This window comes from Epilithonimonas tenax DSM 16811, from assembly GCF_000428485.1.
GTDB classification, from domain to species: domain Bacteria; phylum Bacteroidota; class Bacteroidia; order Flavobacteriales; family Weeksellaceae; genus Epilithonimonas; species Epilithonimonas tenax.
Window position 1 is genome coordinate 36,759 of record NZ_AUAA01000017.1, and the last position, 19,061, is coordinate 55,819.

Annotated in this window: 23 protein-coding genes; 8 read left to right on the forward strand and 15 right to left on the reverse strand. The window is 37.4% G+C overall.

The features are described from left to right. Window positions 1-63: 63 nt before the first annotated feature. From rny to F564_RS0110020, 10 genes are all read right to left on the reverse strand, one after another. Window positions 64-1,635, reverse strand: a complete 1,572-nt coding sequence (gene rny / locus F564_RS0109975; RefSeq protein WP_028122519.1) for a ribonuclease Y — start codon at window positions 1,633-1,635, stop codon at window positions 64-66. A gap of 330 nt (window positions 1,636-1,965) precedes the next feature. Beyond that, window positions 1,966-2,253, reverse strand: coding sequence for a cell division protein ZapA (locus F564_RS0109980; protein WP_028122520.1), 288 nt, complete (start codon window positions 2,251-2,253; stop codon window positions 1,966-1,968). Window positions 2,254-2,255: 2 nt separating this feature from the next. Beyond that, a complete protein-coding gene (locus F564_RS0109985) occupies window positions 2,256-2,558 on the reverse strand; it encodes a hypothetical protein (protein ID WP_028122521.1) in 303 nt (100 codons plus the stop codon). A 208-nt stretch (window positions 2,559-2,766) separates the two neighbouring features. Beyond that, on the reverse strand, window positions 2,767-3,567 hold the full coding sequence (gene porT / locus F564_RS0109990; RefSeq protein ID WP_034981291.1) for a type IX secretion/gliding motility protein PorT/SprT: 801 nt from the start codon (window positions 3,565-3,567) through the stop codon (window positions 2,767-2,769). Between the two features lies 1 nt (window position 3,568). Continuing rightward, window positions 3,569-4,294: a bifunctional demethylmenaquinone methyltransferase/2-methoxy-6-polyprenyl-1,4-benzoquinol methylase UbiE gene (ubiE, locus tag F564_RS0109995; RefSeq protein WP_028122523.1), complete on the reverse strand. Its 726-nt coding sequence runs from the start codon at window positions 4,292-4,294 to the stop codon at window positions 3,569-3,571. Window positions 4,295-4,371: 77 nt separating this feature from the next. Beyond that, on the reverse strand, window positions 4,372-4,947 hold the full coding sequence (locus F564_RS0110000) for a hypothetical protein (protein ID WP_028122524.1): 576 nt from the start codon (window positions 4,945-4,947) through the stop codon (window positions 4,372-4,374). A gap of 146 nt (window positions 4,948-5,093) precedes the next feature. Continuing rightward, the gene (gene ribD / locus F564_RS0110005) at window positions 5,094-6,131 is read right to left on the reverse strand and encodes a bifunctional diaminohydroxyphosphoribosylaminopyrimidine deaminase/5-amino-6-(5-phosphoribosylamino)uracil reductase RibD (protein ID WP_028122525.1); all 1,038 of its coding nucleotides are present in this window, start codon (window positions 6,129-6,131) and stop codon (window positions 5,094-5,096) included. A gap of 24 nt (window positions 6,132-6,155) precedes the next feature. Further along, window positions 6,156-6,803, reverse strand: coding sequence for a hypothetical protein (locus tag F564_RS0110010; protein WP_028122526.1), 648 nt, complete (start codon window positions 6,801-6,803; stop codon window positions 6,156-6,158). 31 nt (window positions 6,804-6,834) lie between these two features. Next, a complete protein-coding gene (gene nadE, locus F564_RS0110015; protein ID WP_028122527.1) occupies window positions 6,835-7,626 on the reverse strand; it encodes an NAD(+) synthase in 792 nt (263 codons plus the stop codon). A gap of 5 nt (window positions 7,627-7,631) precedes the next feature. Beyond that, window positions 7,632-8,162: a GNAT family N-acetyltransferase gene (locus tag F564_RS0110020; RefSeq protein WP_051259636.1), complete on the reverse strand. Its 531-nt coding sequence runs from the start codon at window positions 8,160-8,162 to the stop codon at window positions 7,632-7,634. A 48-nt stretch (window positions 8,163-8,210) separates the two neighbouring features. On the opposite strand from F564_RS0110020, the gene gldB reads away from it, so the two are divergent. The 8 genes from gldB (at window position 8,211) to pheA (ending at window position 15,069) form a co-directional block, all read left to right on the forward strand. Then, the gene (gldB, locus tag F564_RS0110025; protein WP_028122529.1) at window positions 8,211-9,194 is read left to right on the forward strand and encodes a gliding motility lipoprotein GldB; all 984 of its coding nucleotides are present in this window, start codon (window positions 8,211-8,213) and stop codon (window positions 9,192-9,194) included. A gap of 476 nt (window positions 9,195-9,670) precedes the next feature. Further along, window positions 9,671-9,997 (forward strand): gliding motility protein GldC, encoded by a 327-nt coding sequence (gldC, locus tag F564_RS0110030; protein WP_028122530.1) that lies wholly within the window; start codon window positions 9,671-9,673, stop codon window positions 9,995-9,997. Between the two features lie 89 nt (window positions 9,998-10,086). Next, window positions 10,087-11,238: a cystathionine gamma-synthase gene (locus tag F564_RS0110035; RefSeq protein ID WP_028122531.1), complete on the forward strand. Its 1,152-nt coding sequence runs from the start codon at window positions 10,087-10,089 to the stop codon at window positions 11,236-11,238. 68 nt (window positions 11,239-11,306) lie between these two features. After that, window positions 11,307-11,804, forward strand: coding sequence for a GNAT family N-acetyltransferase (locus F564_RS0110040; RefSeq protein ID WP_034981295.1), 498 nt, complete (start codon window positions 11,307-11,309; stop codon window positions 11,802-11,804). 8 nt (window positions 11,805-11,812) lie between these two features. After that, window positions 11,813-12,883: an endonuclease/exonuclease/phosphatase family protein gene (locus F564_RS0110045; protein WP_028122533.1), complete on the forward strand. Its 1,071-nt coding sequence runs from the start codon at window positions 11,813-11,815 to the stop codon at window positions 12,881-12,883. Between the two features lie 32 nt (window positions 12,884-12,915). Continuing rightward, window positions 12,916-13,359 (forward strand): hypothetical protein, encoded by a 444-nt coding sequence (locus F564_RS0110050; protein WP_028122534.1) that lies wholly within the window; start codon window positions 12,916-12,918, stop codon window positions 13,357-13,359. A gap of 55 nt (window positions 13,360-13,414) precedes the next feature. Further along, complete coding sequence (locus tag F564_RS0110055; protein WP_028122535.1) at window positions 13,415-14,206, forward strand: DUF2490 domain-containing protein; 792 nt, start codon at window positions 13,415-13,417, stop codon at window positions 14,204-14,206. Window positions 14,207-14,220: 14 nt separating this feature from the next. Beyond that, on the forward strand, window positions 14,221-15,069 hold the full coding sequence (pheA, locus tag F564_RS0110060) for a prephenate dehydratase (RefSeq protein ID WP_028122536.1): 849 nt from the start codon (window positions 14,221-14,223) through the stop codon (window positions 15,067-15,069). 7 nt (window positions 15,070-15,076) lie between these two features. On the opposite strand, the gene F564_RS0110065 is transcribed toward pheA, so the two are convergent. The 5 genes from F564_RS0110065 to F564_RS0110085 are packed head-to-tail and all read right to left on the reverse strand — an operon-like array spanning window position 15,077 to window position 18,709. Next, window positions 15,077-15,472 carry a hypothetical protein gene (locus F564_RS0110065; protein ID WP_028122537.1) on the reverse strand — a complete coding sequence of 132 codons (396 nt, stop codon included), beginning with the start codon at window positions 15,470-15,472 and terminating at the stop codon, window positions 15,077-15,079. After that, entirely contained in the window at window positions 15,456-16,211 is a 756-nt protein-coding gene (locus F564_RS0110070) for a class I SAM-dependent methyltransferase (RefSeq protein WP_028122538.1), read from the reverse strand. The genes F564_RS0110065 and F564_RS0110070 overlap by 17 nt, the downstream gene beginning before the upstream one ends. Further along, window positions 16,202-16,936: a DUF2071 domain-containing protein gene (locus F564_RS0110075; protein ID WP_028122539.1), complete on the reverse strand. Its 735-nt coding sequence runs from the start codon at window positions 16,934-16,936 to the stop codon at window positions 16,202-16,204. The genes F564_RS0110070 and F564_RS0110075 overlap by 10 nt, the downstream gene beginning before the upstream one ends. After that, entirely contained in the window at window positions 16,933-17,322 is a 390-nt protein-coding gene (locus F564_RS0110080; RefSeq protein ID WP_028122540.1) for a DoxX-like family protein, read from the reverse strand. The genes F564_RS0110075 and F564_RS0110080 overlap by 4 nt, the downstream gene beginning before the upstream one ends. Continuing rightward, the gene (locus F564_RS0110085) at window positions 17,306-18,709 is read right to left on the reverse strand and encodes an APC family permease (RefSeq protein WP_028122541.1); all 1,404 of its coding nucleotides are present in this window, start codon (window positions 18,707-18,709) and stop codon (window positions 17,306-17,308) included. The genes F564_RS0110080 and F564_RS0110085 overlap by 17 nt, the downstream gene beginning before the upstream one ends. Between the last annotated feature and the right edge of the window lie 352 nt (window positions 18,710-19,061).

Genomic DNA, 19,061 nt, shown 5'->3' on the forward strand with positions numbered 1-19,061 from the left:
GAAGTGAAAAACAAAAGGCTTCCAAAATCTGGAAGCCTTTCATTATTTATATTAAAATCAATCTTATCTTGCGATATTCACAGATCTTGTTTCTCTGATCACAGTCACTCTTACTTGTCCTGGATAAGTCAATTCGTTCTGAATCTTCTCAGAGATGTCGTAAGATAGTTGGTGCGCATTTTCGTCATTCACTTTTCCGCTTTCTACCATTACTCTTAGTTCTCTTCCCGCCTGGATAGCATAAGCGCTGGAAACACCGTCAAAACTTAGCGCGGCTGCTTCAAGATCTTTCAGTCTTTGGATGTAAGATTCCAAAACTTGTCTTCTTGCACCTGGTCTTGCGCCTGAGATGGCATCGGCCACCTGGATGATCGGTGATAGGAGAGAGGTCATTTCAATTTCGTCGTGGTGAGCACCAATAGCGTTGATCACTTCGGCATTCTCACCATATTTCTCTGCCCACTGCATTCCCAGAAGTGCGTGTGGCAATTCGGATTCCTGCTCTGGTACTTTTCCGATATCGTGTAGTAAACCGGCTCGTTTCGCTAGTTTTACATTCAGTCCCAGTTCCGCTGCCATTGTTGCTGCGATGTTGGCTACTTCTCTGGAGTGCTGGAGTAAATTTTGTCCGTAAGAAGAACGGAATTTCATTCTACCTACCACTTTTACCAATTCTGGGTGCAGACCGTGGATTCCAAGATCAATGATGGTTCTTTTACCAACTTCGATGATTTCTTCCTCGATTTGTTTTCTGGTTTTCTCCACCACTTCTTCGATTCTCGCAGGATGTATTCTACCATCTGTTACCAATCTGTGTAGGGACAACCTGGCGATTTCTCTTCTCACAGGATCGAAACAGGAAAGAAGAATGGCTTCTGGTGTATCATCTACAATGATTTCTACACCTGTTGCAGCTTCCAAAGCACGGATGTTTCTACCTTCACGGCCGATGATTCTACCTTTGATCTCATCAGATTCTATATTAAATACAGAAACCGAGTTTTCTACTGCCTGCTCTGTTCCAATTCTCTGGATGGTCTGGATCACGATCTTTCTGGCTTCACTTTTCGCATTGAGTTGCGCTTCCTCCATAATACTTTGAACGTGTGCAGATGCTTTGGTTTTAGCTTCTGCTTTCAAAGATTCTACCAATTCGTTTTTCGCTTCTTCTGCAGAATAATTGGATATTTTTTCCAGCATTTCTACTTTTTGAGCCGTTGCAACTTCCAGATCCTGTTGTTTTTTCTGAACAACTTCTAATTTTTTTTGATAATCTGCAATTTGTCTTTCCAGGTCTTTTTCCAATTTTCCAGCTTTACTAAGCTCGTCATTCAGTTTGTTTTCTTTGTCTTTGGTACGTTTCTCAGATTCCTGCATTTTTCTCTCACGCGATTGGATGTCTGCATCGTGCTGTGATTTCAGCTCCATAAACTTTTCTTTTGCCTGGAGGTGCTTTTCTTTTCTTACAGCTTCTGATTGTACATTGGCTTTTTCTATAATGTTTTCGGCTGTTTTTTTTGCATCTTCTATGACGAACTGTGCTTTTGTATTGAGGGAACTTTTTCCGAATAAAAGTCCAGAAACCGCTCCTACGATAAGTGCAACGACACCGATAATAATGGTAATTGTGTCCATAAATTTATATATATGTTGAGTTTATTTGTTTTACAGTACAATGTAAACAGTACAGTGTACAAAGACTTCTCAGGTCTTTTTAATTTTAATAATTATAATTTTTACTCACACACTTTTTACATCTTACGTTGTGCTAAGTCCATGAAAAAAACCTACAACAGTTCAGTTATAGAGTAAACTCCATAAAAACACGATTTGAACTGATTTTCATTCTCTGTAATCTGCGCAAGGCAGCACGCCATCAAATGAACTTTCGTCCGGTAATTTTTAATTGTTGAGTTTACTTCTTTGTGTTAGAACTATTGTAGGCAGCTTGTAATTTGAAAAATTTTATTTTTCCAATTGCTCTAGGAGTGCATTGATTTTCATCACGCGCTCGTTTGTATTTTTAATATTTTTCTCATTGTTTAAAGAATAAACTTCTGCGTTGGTCCCGAGTTTTAAAACACACATGGCGAGTGCATCCTGTTTGTCTCTCACATCGAAACTAGCTTCGAAGTCCTTTATCATACTTTCTATCTGCTTACCCACTTTCCGAAGGGTTTCTTCTTCGGCTGCTGGTACGTTCAGCGGATAATTCCGCCCGGCAATATTTATAGTTATTCTTCTGAAATCCATAGTTATAAGCCGGTGTTTTGTAATTCAGAAACGCACATATCTATTTCTTTTACCAATCTGTTGATGTGATTTTTCATCAGTCGGTTGTGTTCTGCGTTTCCGGATATTGCTGAATAAAGTTTTAATTCCTTGTTTTCTTCTGCTAAGATCTGGTTTCTTCGTTTCTCTTCCATGTATTCCTCCTTCACCTTTTGTAGCTCCTCAGACGTTTCTGCATGTTTGTCCGAAAGATTCTTAAACTTTTTATACAGATTGAGGATCTTTTTTTCTAAAACAGAAAAGTTGCTTTCTAATTCGCTTAACATAACCAGAATTAAATTCTAACTTTTACAAAAATAGGAAAAATTAATGATGATTTAACACGATATTTGTCTTTTGTGAGATATGAGTTGCTTCTGTTTGATTTATAACGAATTAACTTTAGCAAAATCATTCAAAAGGTAGTAGAACTGTAACTTATCGCTGTCTCGGTGGTCCAAAAAAAAGAGCTTTAAAAAAGCTCAGTTTTATGTTTTATTCAAATTTCAGGACCAGCATAAATGCGCGGGTCTGCATTGTAGAAATGGCGGGTGTCCAATAGGGCGGGGTTGTGGCATTGTCCTGTACCAACTCGTTGTTCGTAAAGAATGTACCGCGAATACCTGGTGTGAACTTAAAACGACTGAAGTAAAACTGAATTCCAATCTCTGCACTCCATCCGAAGTTATGGGTCGTTGTACGGAAAATATTCTGCTGATTATCATCCGTTGATGTTTGGTTTGACTGGAGATTCACCAAATAATTAATTCCTGCTGCGGCGTATGGGCGCGAGTTGTACCAGCGCTCACCGTGTACTTCCAGCATCACCGGAATGTCAACGTAAGTAGATTTTACGATTTTCTTGATTTGCTCTTCACCTGGTTCTAAAATCGGGGTGAAGGGAAGATTGTAGGTGGTTCCGCCAGCATATTGGCTGTTGTGGTCAAAGGTATTGAAGGTCAAGTCTCTTTGTACGAAATGCAAGCCTGGTTCTATCCTTAGATCAAGATACTCGTTGAGTCTCATTTTTCCAATCAAGCCTGCGCCGAAACTATAGGCCGTTTTTGATTCTACCAGATTCTGATTGCCATCCATTCCAAAAACAGGGCTTAAAACCATCTTATAATCAAAATTGTTAGCAGCAAGATAAAATCCGTAGCTGAATTTCTTCAAATCAAAGTCTTCCAGATTGTCTGGTCTGTCCTTGGTTCTGAAAAGATTATTGAAAGTCTGAGCGTGAAAATTACTGCTCAACAGTACTGCAAATGATAAAATCTTGATAAATCGCTGCTTCATGCTATTTCGTAGCTTTATAAATGGTGGCTATTCCAAAACTCAATTTGGTGTATTCTACTTTTTTGAAACCTGTGTTCAGAAGAATGGTTTTCATTTTTTCTCCAAAAGGAAAAGCGTTTACAGAATCCGGAAGATAGGTGTAAGCACGGTTATCTTTGGAAACCAGACGCCCAATTGCAGGCAAAATGTTTTTAAAATAAAACATATAAAATGGTCCCAGAAATCCTTCGACTTTTGAGAATTCTAAGATATAAATACTTTTGTTCTCTTTTACCACTCTTCGTAATTCTGCCAATCCTTTTTCCAGATTTTCAAAATTTCTCACTCCAAATGCAACGGTAACGCCATCGAATTTATTGTCCTCGAAAGGAAGTTGTTCCGCATCGCCTTTCTGCATAGAGATTTTTCCATCCAGATTTTGCTTCCTGATTTTATCGATCCCAACGTTCAACATTTGCTGCGATAGATCCAGACCCACCACATCTGCATTGGTTCCTTTTTGTACCGTAATTGCCAGATCACCGGTGCCAGTAGCAACGTCCAAAACCAATTTTGGATCGTCTTTTTTCAGCATATTCACCAATTTGTTTCGCCAAAGTACATCTATTTTCATAGATAAAACGTGATTCAGAAGATCATATTTTGGTGCGATATTGTCAAACATATCTTCTACCTGACTTTTTTTGCTGTATTCTGAGTTGTATGGTGTGACGTTGTTGTGTTCCATTTTTATAATTGATGAGTGATAAATGATAATCGATGATTAATTAATTTTTTAATCAATGATTGCTTTAATTTTTAAATCTACTTTAGCTGGTAATAGTTGTTGTAATAATTAATAAAATCCTGCTTTCTGAAGATTTTGGTTCTGCTTTCTACTTTCGCTACATTCTTTACAACGCGGTCATATTCTTCGTCCAGATTATAATAGAAATCCTCGGTATAAAGTTGATTGATCTTTTTGACATCACCAAGATAATGCTTTTTATCGATTTCTATTCCCGGTTTTGCAGTGATCAATGAGTCTTTGTTGAGACCATATCCATAGTACTGATTGTTGACGTAATAGTCTTTATTCGTAATGTTTAGTAATCCTCTGACTTTGTTGACTGTGAAAGCAGAATCGTAGATCAGTCTCTTGTTTTTATCAAAAACCTGGATTTTATTACTGCCTTTGTTAAGGTCAACTTTCAGATACTGACCGGCAGACAGGATATTTTCTGCACCATTGTTGATCTTGAAATAAAAAGTCTCCGGCGTAGGATTATCAACCAAATAATAATTCTTTTTCGCCAAAAGCAAAAAGTAAATAGCAAATGCAAATCCCATTGCCAGCAAAGAAAAAATCAAACCTTTTGTAGAGGCGCTCAGATTTTTCATACGTCGATTTTATTGTTTTTAAAAAGGCCTCGCAAACGCCAGCCTTTTTAGTTAAATTATAATAATCATTTTATTGAATGAAAATTATTATGATGGATGCGAATTTACGGATTTTTTTCCGAGCGCTGATTTTTATAATTCTGATATTAATCAACACTTTGATTGGTAAAATATAAAACTTCGCATTCCTTCAACTGTTCGCTTTTTTCTGGATTCCGATGGAAATCTGGTGCTTTGGTTCCGCTTTTCAGATTCAAATTTGGATTTTTGAAGATCAGTGTTTCATCCCAGAGATTCTGGTCGATAAATTGCTGCAAGGTAAATCTGCCGCCTTCGATAATCACAGACTGGATTTGCAATTCGTATAATTTGTCTAAGATCTGCTGAACTGGATTTTCTTTTTCTATTTTGATGAATTGCAAATGTTTAGCTTCAGAATCTTTTACCGAATTGAAGATGATCGTTTCCGCTTCATCATTATAAATGTTAAAAGTATCAGGAACTTCCAGATTAAAATCAATCAAAATTCTGACAGGATTACGGCCTTCTATTTCCCGTACTGTCAAACTTGGGTTGTCGTGGAGTGCCGTGTTTTTTCCAACCAAAATCGAGTGCTCTTCACTTCTCATCTGATGAACCAGTTGTTTGGAAAGTGAATTGCTGATTTGCGTAGGTTGATGATCCTTATCCATAAAACCGTCTGCAGATTGCGCCCATTTTAGAATGATAAAAGGCCGTTTTTTCTCATGAAACGTAAAAAAACGTTTGTTGAGTTGTCTGGATTCGTTTTCCAGAACGCTGGAGACTACTTCAATTCCTGCCTCGGTAATGATTTTTTTACCTTTTCCATTCACTTTGTCGTGGCTGTCCATTGCACCAATCACGACTTTTTTGAAACCAAGCTCTACAACTTTCAAAGCACAGGGTGGCGTTTTTCCAAAATGAGCGCAAGGCTCCAAAGAAACATAGATTGTTGATTCTGGAATCAGGTTTTTATCGTCTTTTTTTACAGAATTGATGGCATTGATTTCTGCGTGCGGTTCACCCGCTTTTTGATGAAATCCTTCCCCAATGATTTTACCATGGTGAACAATGACAGATCCTACCAAAGGATTCGGATATGTTTTGCCAAGAGCCTTTTGGGCTAATTCTATACACCGTCTGATGTAAACTTCGTCATTCATTGATTGGATTTCTGACCTTTAAAATTATTTTTTCTTTTTCTCAACCTCTGTTGGTTTGTAAGTCACTGGCGGGATTGCAGTGGTAATTGCGGCTTCCATGAGTCTGTTTCTTTCTTTTGATAGAGATTTGGCAGCGTATTTCAGATCGCCTGCTATTCTTTTGGAATAAGAAAAAATGATGAATGATTTCTTGCCGCCAATATCCATATTTTTGAATCTGTCCAAGTTGTACTCAGCATAAGGTTCTCCTTCGGCAGGAGTTTCAGTCGTAAGATAATCCACGATGATCTCTTTCCCGTCCGGACTTTCTGTTACATTGACGAAAGAATATTTGTCTTTGGATCTTCTTTTTTCAACAAATTCTACTTTTTGTTTGATGGCGGTTTCCATTTCAATTTCCTTATCAAAATATGAAATGTTGATCAATTCCTTATAATTTGTAAGGACATCATCCCTCATTATATATTGTTGTTGCGCCCACGTTGCTGAGTTTTGTTTGCTCATTGCCAGCAAAAATTCATTTTCATTGAAAGTTAATGGTCCGGGGATGTTCAGCCGGTCAATGACTTCAACGGGAGCTGTAACGGCTTCTGCAGTTTTTATATCTTGTGAATACAACGTGGATGTAAAAGCTAAACCGAGCGAAATAGCAAGTAGATTTGTGATTTTCATATGTTTCTGTTTCTTAATTGGTGTCTGGTTTTTACATGAACTCCTGCGGAATCTCGCATACAGGAATTGGATTCATCTTGTGCTGCGTCGCTCTGTTGAATCTCAAAAAGATTTCCATAACTTCTTTATCTCTGCCTTCAAAATCAGTTTCGGTTTTTCCATTTTGTTGCTGTTCCATCGCCCATTCCAATTCAGGATAAGTGGCACCAATCTGGTCTTCATCTGTTCTTTCCACTTCCCAAAGTCCATCTGTTGGTTTTGCAACTTGGATGCTTTCAAGGATTCCCAATTCTTTTGCGATGTCATAAACCTGAGTTTTATAAAGATCCGCAATAGGAGATATGTCCACGCCGCCATCGCCGTATTTTGTAAAAAATCCAACGCCAAAATCTTCTACTTTGTTTCCTGTTCCTGTTATCAGAAGCCCATTGATCTGTCCGTAATAATAAAGCGTTATCATGCGGAATCTGGATCTTGTATTGGCTTCTGCAAGATTTTTGTTGGGTGAGTCATCTTTGTAACCGTCCGTTGTTTTTTCAAAACTTTCAAAAGTCGGCGTGAGGTCAACGCGAAAACCTTCAACATTTGGAAAATTGGCTTTCAAAAAATCGATGTGATCCTGAGCTCTGTCTACCTGATCTGCTTTTTGACGGATTGGCATTTCCAAAACCAAAGTTTTCAGTCCGGTTTTTGCCGCCAAAACTGAAACTACGGCAGAGTCAATACCTCCAGAAACGCCCACTACAAAACCTTTTGAGTTCGCATTGGTCGCATAATCTTTTAGCCAGTTGACGATGTGATCAATCACTTTTATTGTCTGCATAATCTTTATTTTGTGTTAATTTTTTCTAATTCGTACCAGTTGCAAAGATCATCTTTGTCGTGGAAAGTGCCTTTGTTTTCAAAACCTAATTGTGTCAGAATATAGTTGGAAGAATGGTTTTCTACATCAGCGTAAGCGTAGATGGTATTGGCATTCAGTTGATTAAAACCAAAATCCAAAGAGGCCCGCGCAGATTCTGTTGCATAACCTTTTCCCCAGAATTCGGGGAGAAATCTGTAACCCAGTTCGTGTACGTTTTTATAACCGTTGACTTCATCAGTCAAAAGTTTGATACCGCTCCAGCCAATTAATCTATTAGAGTTTTTTTCAATAACCGCAAGTCTGGCTGTTTTATTATTTTTGTACTGATTGATAAGGTTTTCAATCATTTTCAATGTTTCTTCTTTCTTTGTTAAAGGTTTCATTCCAACATACTTCATAACATCGGGATTGCTGTCTAACAGAAATAAATCGTCCACATCATCGGGCGTTACTTTTCTTAAAATCAATCTTTCGGTAATAATTGGAAGCTTCATCCTTTAAAATTCTTATTTTTGCTTTTCGAAAATCTTAATGTAAAAATAATGAAGTTTTTCCGATATATCTCTTTTTCGGCCATAATTGTTTTTAGTTTATCGGCTTGCAAAAAGGAAAACGAAAGCAAATGGGATGTCGAGATCAAGAATCCTGTCAAAAAAGTAAACGTCACAGATCTCTCCGGAGAATTTTACCATCCATCGGTCAGTTTGGTAGATTTTAAAAAGAAATATCCATGGTTTCAGGGCTCTGTGCCCGATGCCGATTACGGCAACCGTAGAAAAGACACAATGGAAATTCGTGTTTACAAAGAAGCGATTTCTAAAGTTGATAAAGCCAAACTTGATAAAGAGTTGGTAGGTCTTTTCTCGCATATCAAAAATTATTTCCCGAAATTTCAGCCGCCTCATATTTATCTATACTCATCGGTTGTGGATCCTCGAAATGTGACAGATCCTATCTTTCTAAGAGAAGATGAAAATATGCTTTTCGTGGATATTACAGGCTTTATGGGAGATGGAAACAAGAATTACAAAGGCCTTGATCTGTATTTTCAAAAATCCATGAATCCCGAAAATCTAGTTCCAAAGATCTCTGCTTTTTTTGCGGCAAGGTTGGTTCCTGCCCAATTGGAACAGCAGAAGTTTCTAGATCAGATTGTCTATCAAGGGAAAATTCAGATTCTTCAGGACGCTTTTTTGCCAACTGTTGCCGATCATCTGAAAATGAATTACTCTCAGCCGCAATACGATTGGGCTGTTGCCAATGAAGCTAATATCTGGAATTATTTTGTAGAAAACGATTTGCTTTTCAGTGCAGATCCGGATCTTTCCGAACGTTTTATCACGCCTGGTCCGTTCTCAAAATTCTACACCGAGGTCGATCGTGAAAGTTCGCCTCAGATTGCGATCTGGACAGGTTGGCAAATCTGCAAACATTATCTGAAAGCTCATCCAGAAGAAAAATTACCTGTGTTTTTGAAGAGAAATGCAACGGAAATTTTCAACGGCTCAGATTACAGACCTAAGTAAAGTGGGAGAATTTGAGTGTAAGTGGGATGAATGAGGCTTTACTTAAAAAGATACTTTTCAGATTGATAATTGTATTATTTTCAATCTTTTCAATTTGCTACATTCTTTTTGCATATTTAGCTTTTGGATATGGAAATCAAAATCCTAATAGTGACGTAAAACTCACTACATTCAATTATTTAATTCCGTTAATCTTAACGATAGTATTCATTTTAATTTATCATATTATTGTATATTTTAAATCAATTAAAACAAATAACACTTTATTTTCACTTTGTTTATTAGCCTCCGCTTATTCTATTTATTGGATGACTAAGGTTTTAATTTTCGAAGTAGATAGATACAACTTAGTAAGTTTAGGATTGGCTTTATTTTGTATAATAAATATCAATTCAATCATATTTAAAAATAGAAAAACACAATAGAGTAGAATTGAATCTGTTTCTTAACTTTAAATTTTTTAATTAATATAAACAATGCGTAAAACAAAAATTACAATAGATATCGAACTGGACGAGAATCATATTCCGGAAAAAATGACCTGGAATGCGGAAGATGGCGGCGTGCAGAACCAAGAAACTAAGGCGGTAATGATCTCCGTTTGGGACGAAAAGACCTCCGAAGCGCTCAGAATCGATCTTTGGACGAAAGAAATGCCTGTAGATCATATGAAACGTTTTTATCACCAGATTATCGTTTCTTTGGGACAGACTTACCTGCGTGCAACTGGCGAAGAGGATGTTGCAGGATGGCTGGAAGAAGTGGCAGAAGAATTTGCAGTGAAGTCGGCTATCAAAATGTAAAAAATAATGTAACAATATACCAGTGTAACAGTTTATCAATAGATTCAATTGTTACATTGTTAAATTTTTAGATTGGTAAATTTAATTTTATGAAATTCAATACAAAAGTAATTCACGGAGGACAACAGCACGAGCCAGCAACCGGCGCAGTCAACGTTCCTGTATTTTTAACCTCAACATTCGCACAGAAAAGTCCGGGACAACTGATCTCCGGCTACGAATACTCCAGAGGTGCAAACCCAACAAGACAGGCTTTGGAAGATTCTTTAGCAAGCATAGAAAATGGCGCAAGAGGTTTGGCCTTCGGTTCCGGTCTGGCAGCAATCGATTGTGTTTTGAAACTGCTGAATCCTGGTGATGAAGTCATTGCAGTTGATGATCTTTATGGTGGCTCTTACAGAATGTTCACCAGATTATTCGAAAAGTACCAGCTCAAATTCACTTTCATCGGTTTTGATAATGTGGAACAATTGGAAAATGTCATCACCGATAAAACAAGACTGATCTGGCTGGAAACACCAACCAATCCATTAATGAAATTGGTAGACATCAAAATGGTTGCTGATGTTGTGAAAGGGAAAGATATCCTTGTTGCCGTAGATAACACATTTGCAACGCCTTATATTCAAAAACCGTTGGATCTTGGCGCGGATATCGTGATGCATTCTGCAACCAAATATCTGGGCGGACATTCTGATGTTATCGCTGGAGCTTTGATTGCAAAAGATGCAGAATTGGGAGAAAAATTACATTTCATCCAGTTTGCAAGCGGTGGAATTTTAGGTCCTCACGATTCTTATTTGGTCCTGAGAGGAATCAAAACTTTGGCACTCAGAATGCAAAGACATTCGGACAATGGTTTTGAAGTAGCGAAATATCTGGAAACACATTCTTTGGTAGATAAAATCTTTTATCCGGGATTATCTTCTCATCCGCAATATGATTTGGCAACGAGACAAATGACGGAATTCGGAGGGATGGTTTCTTTCACTTTCAAATCCGGGAAAAAAGAAGATGCTGTTAAATTCTTAGAAAATATCAAAGTTTTCACTTTGGCAGAATCTTTGGGTGGCGTAGAATCGTTGGCAAACCTTCCTGCGTTGATGACGCACGCATCAATTCCAGAGCACAAAAGAGCAGAACTTGGAATTACGGACGATTTGGTAAGATTAAGCGTCGGAATCGAAGATGCAGAAGATCTGATTGCTGATCTGGAACAAGCGTTTAATACATTGAATTAAGAAATTAAAAATTGAGAGATTTAGTAATTTCTCAATCTCTGAATCTCTCAATTTAAAAATTAATAAATATGACTTTTCGAGACGCTACTTTAGATGATCTTCCAAAGATTGTAGAAATTTATAATTCTACGGTGGCGTCACGATTGGTTACAGCTGATCTGGAGCCCGTTTCTGTCGAAAGTAAAATCGATTGGTTTCACGATCATAATTCTGAAACACGTCCGCTTTGGATGGTAGAGGATGTTCAGAAAAATACAATTGGCTGGGTTAGTTTTCAGGATTTCTATGGTCGTCCGGCTTATCAGCAAACGGCGGAGATCAGTATTTACATTGATGAAAAATACCGAGGTCAAGGTTTTGGAAGGCAGATTTTACAATTATCTCTGGGGAAATGTCCCGCGTTGGGGATTGAGAATCTTCTGGCATTTATCTTTGCTCATAACCTTGCGAGTTTGACCTTATTTGAAAAATTCGGTTTCGAACTTTGGGCCAATCTCAAAAATATTGCTGACCTGGACGGCGAAAAACAAAGCCTTATTATCTTAGGAAAGACCATCAAAGACTAGATTTACCTATGGAAAACTACACGTATTGTTTGTATTGGCTCATTTCCGTAGTAGCGGTTTTGTCGGTTCTGATTCCTTCTATAAAAAATACATTCTGGACTTTCAGGGTGTTTGATTATCCTCGTTTTCAGAAATTTGTAATCCTGATCATCCTTATTGTTTTATGGAATTTTGCTGTGGATGAGCCTACAATTTACGACAAGATTCTGGTGGTTGGTGAAGCCTTTCTCGCCCTGTATCTTTTCTATATCATCATTCCTTATACCAGATTGGGCAAGGCGATGATTGATAAGATCAAGCCTGATGATGGCGAACAGACGCTGGATATTTTGGTTTGTAATGTTTATCAGCACAACCGGAATTACCAGAAATTAATTAATCTCATCCAGGAAAATGATCCTTCCGTTTTATTCTTTCTGGAAACCGATGAAGAATGGAAAAACGCTCTGGAAGTCGTTACGAAAAATTACCAGTATAAAATAGAGGTTCCACTTGCGAACACTTATGGCCTTTTATTTTACAGTCATTTTCCGGTTAAAAATTACGAAGTCAATTATCTGATTGATGAAGAGATCCCGTCTATTGTGGCAGATCTGGAATACAATGATCATGTCGTCCGTTTGTATGGCATTCATCCAACGCCGCCCGTTCCTCAGGAAAATCCGGAAAGTACACAACGCGATGCGGAGATTCTTTTGGTCGGAAAAAAAGCCGAAGAATATGGAAAACCCGCGATCGTTTTCGGTGATCTGAATGACGTGGCATGGTCAAAGACTACCAAATTGTTCCTGAAATCCAGCGGAATGTTGGATCCTCGACGAGGAAGAGGAATGTTCAATACTTTTCATGCCAAATATTGGTTTCTGCGTTGGCCTTTGGATCATTTTTTCGTGAGTTCGCATTTCAGATTGGTTGATATGAAAGTGACAAAGTCTGTTGATTCTGACCATTTTCCGATCTGGATCTCTCTTGTGATCAGGAATGAAGATACACAAGATCAACTGGAAATCACACGCGAAGAAAAGCAGGAAGTTATAGAAAAAATAGAAGAAGGAATCGAAAAAGGCGATGCGAATTAAATGTTGTATCTTGAAAATTAAATTTATTAATTATGAAAAATATCATTTTTAGCTTCATATTTTCCCTTAGTTTTATCTTCAATTCTGCACAGACGAAAGCTCCGAAACCAATCGTGATCGTTCAAAATGTGGTAATGGGAAATCTGACCCTAAATAGTTTGGATCCGAATAAAATCGAACAGGTACATGTTTACAAAACACCTTCAACAGAAACTGCGAAATTTGATGATCTGATAAAAAATGGTTTGATCAATATTACGCTCAAAGAAAATATGGCGATAGAAAGTGTGACCATTTCCGAAGCTAAAAAGAGATTTAAGTTACCTTCTAATGCTTTGGTTTTTCTGAATGATATTCAGGTTCATGATGAAAATATTCTGATTGCTGAAGATCTTCTGAAAACTTCCAGCGTCATCAATCCCGATAAAAAATCTAACAATTTTACAGCGCCTGTTTTAAATATAAAAACGGATTAGAGTTGTTTTTCCTTTTCTGAATCTCTATTTTTGCTGAAATCGATATTTTAAAAATATGTTTTTTAGCAAAACGAAATTACTTTTCAGTTCAATTTTCCTGGTTTTGATTTCCCAATCAGTTTTCTGTCAAAACCGAATCAGCAATCACAACAATATCGGCTGGTACGCTTACAACGGAACTTTCAAACTTGATTCCAAATTTTCCATTCATACAGAATATCAGTGGCGAAGAAATGATTACATCGAAACCTGGCAACAAAGTCTTCTGCGTTTGGGAATCAATTATCAGGCAAATCCGAATTTGCAATTGAGGCTTGGTTACGCTTGGGCAGAGACTTTTCCTTATGGCGAAATCCCGATCAACGGGATGGGGAAAGATTTCACAGAACACAGGATTTACGAGATGGCAACCGTGACTGACAAGATTGGAAAGATAGATTTGTCTCATCGTTTTATGCTGGAACAGCGTTGGGTTGGGCGATATTCTAATGCCGATCTGACTTCCGAAGACCAATATCCATTTCTGAACCGAGCGCGGTATATGATCCGTCTGCAAATGCCGTTGAAAGGAAATTCGATTGCGGACAAAACGCCGTATGTTGCAGTTTATGATGAATTGATGATCGGCTTTGGGAAGAATGTCGGGGAAAATATCTTTGACCAAAACCGAATTGGAGTTTTGGTAGGTTACAAATTCAATAATTTGGTAAGGGTAGAAGGCGGTTATCTGAATCAAATTGTGCAGTTGGGAAGGGAAATGGAAGGCAAAAATGTGTTCCAGTACAACAATGGATTTATCGTCAGCGCCAATTTTACTTTCGATCTTTCCAAAAAATCAAAAGAATAATTTAATTTCGCAAAATGAAAATAGCATTCCTAGGACCAGAAGCTTCTTTTACGCAGTTGACCGCAACGCAGTTATTCCCAAATGACGAGCTGATTGCGAAAACTAATATTTTGGATTGCTTTTTAGCAGTTCAGAATAACGAGGTGGATAAAGCGGTTGTCCCATTGGAAAACTCGATAGAAGGCACGGTTTCTATGACTTTGGATTACCTTTATCAAACACCAGAGATCAAAATTGAAGCAGAAGCTGTGATGCCCATTGCACATCATTTGATGATTCATCCAAGTCAGGAGAATGAAGATTCAATTGAAAAAATATATTCTCATCCGCAGGCTTTAGCCCAGAGTTTTCATTCATTGAATAAAAATTACCCCGACGTCCTAAAGCAGGAATTTGCTTCCACAGCGGCTGCTGCAAAACGGGTTTCCGAAAATCCAGACCGGAAAATTGCGGCTGTTGCGAATAAATTTGCGGCCGAGTTATACGGTTTGAAAATCCTTAATGAAAACATCCACGATGTTGAGGAGAATCACACCAGATTCATCATCATTTCCAAAACGGAGAATTCTTACGAGAATCAGATGGAAAATATCGGCAAGAAAACGGCAATGCTCATCACGTTGCCACAAGATCACGCCGGAGGATTGCATCAGGTTTTATCTGTTTTTGCGTGGCGAAATATGAACCTTAGCAAGATAGAATCCCGAACGCTGAAAACCAAATTGGGAAATTATTTCTTCTTCGTCACCGTAGTTGGCGGTTGGGATGATGTGCTTTATATCAATTCTGTGGACGAACTCAAAGCGATTGGCGCAGATGTGAAGTTTTTGGGGAATTATAAGGAGTTTTTGTTGGAAGGATAAAGTGGGTTTAACCTAAAGCATTCCATAAAAACACAGTACTCATATAGATCCAAAACAATGAAAATAAAATATGGACAGCTGTTTCAAATATTTTTCCTTTCCATAGTAAAGATGAATAAATGAAAAATTGAAAAAATAAACGGATCGTCCAAAATATGCCCAGACCAAGAGATATTGTTTTGCCAAGTTTTGTCTGAATAAGTTCTGTCGCTGACGTCATACAAAGCAAACCGATGAGCAAAACAACCAATGCAATGAAAAATGTATGAACCATAATGAGTTGTCTGTTTATCAGACTCAATTGTTTTAATTCTTCTTTCCAGTTAAAATATTTTGGAAAAATAGCGTGTATTATTGCTAAAATTGTCAATAAAAGCCCGATTATCTTAATTTGTAATTCCATTTTTTTCTAATACAAAAGTTGTAATGAAAGGTGTTGTTTTTATTTCATTTGCTACAGTCAGATTCGCCTGTATAAAAGTTTTCGTCCAGATGTGATGTGAATGAAAATGAAAAAAACCAATGCTATAAGCCCAAAAATTATTAAAATCCCGCAAATGTTCTGTTACAAAAATTTGCCCTGATGATTTTGTTATTCTATTCAATTCTTTAAAAAATTGTACTCTTTCGGCTTGATTTCTAATTTCGTGAGCCGATAAAATTGCAAATGTTTGATCAAAAGTATTATCCAAAAAAGGAAGTCTTCCGGTTACAACCGATATTGTGTTTGGATTTGGAGGATACGCTCGCCTTGCTCTTTTTATAGAAACTTCAGTGTGTTTTTCGGGATTGTAAAAATCGCAAATTGTTAAATCTGCTTTTGGAAACTTATTGATGATAATTTCGCTAGTTTCATCAAATCCTGCGTTGATGTTAAGTATTTTTTTATTATCTGCGTTTTCGATCCATTTAAGTTGATATAAATCAGATAGATCATATATGTAAAATGACACTAACAATGATGTTGATATTATATAAATGGCGACTAAAACTACAATATTAAATGATGTTTGAATTTGTAAAGAAAACTGATTTTTGAATAGAAACAGAATAACTAAAATTATAAATGCAATAAGGTAAAAGTGCCAGTTAAAACGGATGATGTTTAACACACCTTGTGTTGATTTTCTTTTTAATTCCATTTTTCAATCTTTCCTTTTTTCCAATGGTATGGAATATTTCTAATTTCAAAAGCATTTGCTAAAACTATATTTTGAAGTTTGAGGCTGTTCAAAAATTCAAAATTGTAATGCGTGATTTTTAAAGGTTCAGGTTTCCAATTTTGGCGGATACCTTCAATAATAAGAACAGTTTTTTCAATATTATCGAATGTGAAAGTAAATGGTAATGGTCCTGCAAATTTCCGTGCATCTTTCCAATCAGAAAATGGTGAGTGTTCAGGAATTTGTATCTCGTTATCAGTTTTCTCGATTATAACATTAAATTTTGACCGTTGTGATTCGATTATCCTAGAATTTCCGTTAGTTGTTTGTTGAATATCGGTTGTTGTATAATTATAATGAGTGAAAATATTACCAAAAAATTCCATTTTCTTTTTGTCTGTTTCTGATTTGATGATATACAAACCTCTTAATCTTTTTCCTGCATTATTTTTGTAACGGACAAAAATCCGATAACCGATTAGAAAAAAATTGTTGCCCAAAAACTTCGGAAAGCCTTTAGGACGAAGTCCCGAGGTCTGAACCATTGCGATAGCAATAAAAGCCCATTTATCTTGAAAAATATCTAGTTCTAAACATTCCGGAATCAAATTTTGAAGTTGTTCTTTTGGAACAGCAAATGTCAGTACCAGTGAACTCTCAAAAAAAGCTTCGACTTCAAAAGGATGGTTTTTAAGAAAATTCATATTATGGTTTGCTGATTTGATTTTTTATTTAATACAAATTCATTATGGTAAATAATTCCGATAAAGATAAAAGCAAAAATAATATTCAGTCTGCCCCAAAGTAATAAATCTGGGGTTATAATAAACTCGATAATGTTCATCATTGCGACAACTATCATTTGGACGATGGCATTTAACTTTGATTTGAATTTTGTCAAAAACCAAATTGCTATAACAATTTCTGAAACTCCAATTAGAATCGTTATTAGACGTGAATACTCATTACCTAATATTCTAGAAACAATTTCTTCGTGCCTTGGAACAAAATTTAAAACTTTACAAAACATTCCATTTAATAGCCAAACTGTCGCGATAAAACTCGATACTATTTTATTTGTAAATTTCATTTTCCACTTTATTTTTCTTATTAATAAAAAAGTAAACAGGCAACCCAAGCAAGATCAATCCCAAACCTGGCAAAGTATAATCTGGTTTGTAGATCAAAAGCAGAATACAAAACGCCGTTCCAATCAAAAGGTAAAGCACTGGTGTGAACGGATAAAGAAAGGTTTTATAACCTCTTTCCATTTCCGGCTTTTTGATTCGCAGGTAGATCACACCAAAAACGGTCAGCATATAAAACAGAACAATCACGAAGGAAACCATATCCAGAAGATTCCCGTATTGTCCGCTCAGGCAAAGCAAACTTGCCCAGATTCCCTGCATCCAAAGAGATTTTTCGGGAACGCCATTTTTATTATTTTCAACGGCAGATTTCAGGAACAAACCATCTTTTGCCATCGTCTGAAAAACCCTTGCACCAGCCAAAACAATGCCGTTCACGCAACCAAATGTCGAGATCATCACAAGAATCGCGATGATGATTGTTCCTGCATTTCCGAACATTTTCTCAGCTGCAGAAACCGCCACTCGGTCATTCGCTGCAAAAGCGATAGAATCTCTGTCAAGCGCATTCAGGTAAACGAAATTCACCAGAAGATAAAGGATCATCACTGCGGAAGTTCCCAGGATCATTGCTTTCACCACATTCTTTTTCGGATTCTCGATCTCGCCGGAAATGAAGGTCACATTCTCCCAAGCCACAGAACTGAACACCGATCCAACCATCGCCGCCGCAATGCCGCCAAGGATTGTTGCGCCGGAAATCCCCGTCCATTCCGTTTGTTTCAGGTTTTGGAAAGCATCCCAACCGAAACTCATATTAGAACTCCAATGGGATTTATCAATCAAAATAAAACCTAAAATAATCAATCCAAGGAGCGCGATAATTTTAGACGACGTGAAAACATTCTGCAAGATTTTCCCGAACTGAACGCCTTTCGTATTCACATAGGTTAGGAAAACGATCACGACAATCGCCAGAATCTGGATCCACGTGATTTTAAATTCGCCACTTTGGAAAATCGGTGCTGCGTCATTTAACGAAGGAACAAGATACGCCGTAAACTTCCCGAAAGCCACTGCCACCGCGGCAATCGTTCCGGTTTGGATCACTGTAAACATGCCCCAACCATAGAGAAATCCCATTGGTTTCCCAAAGATTTCTGTGATGTAAGTGTATTGTCCGCCCGCTTTTGGAAACATTGCCGAGAGTTCGCCGTAGCTTATCGCCGCTGCAACGGTCATCACAGTTGTGATCAACCAAACCACAATCAGCCAATAGCCGGAACCGAGATTCCGCATAATGTCTGCGCTCACAATAAAAATGCCGCTTCCGATCATAGATCCCATTACGATCATCACAGCATCCCAAAGTTTGAGTTTCTTTTCCATAGTTGTTTATTCTTCACCAAATATAAAAACATCTTTGGTATTTTGATGACCGTGAACGAATTAAAAAGTGATTGAAATAATTTGGGCAGCTTTATCCGCCTTCCGTTCCCGCTTTTTTTGTCATTGCGAATGGCGTAAGACAATCAGTTCAGCTTTCCACAATCGCAATCACAAAAAAGAGCTCCACTCAAGTCGGGCTGCAGCGTTGCAAAGATTGAGATTTCGGCATTTCAAACTCAACTTTGTTTCAATGATCTATTTTTTATCAGATTCCTTAAAACACGTACAATTCGCCACGCTTGTAACTTATTGATTTGTAAGCAAAATGATGCATCTTCCCTCAAAAAGGTGA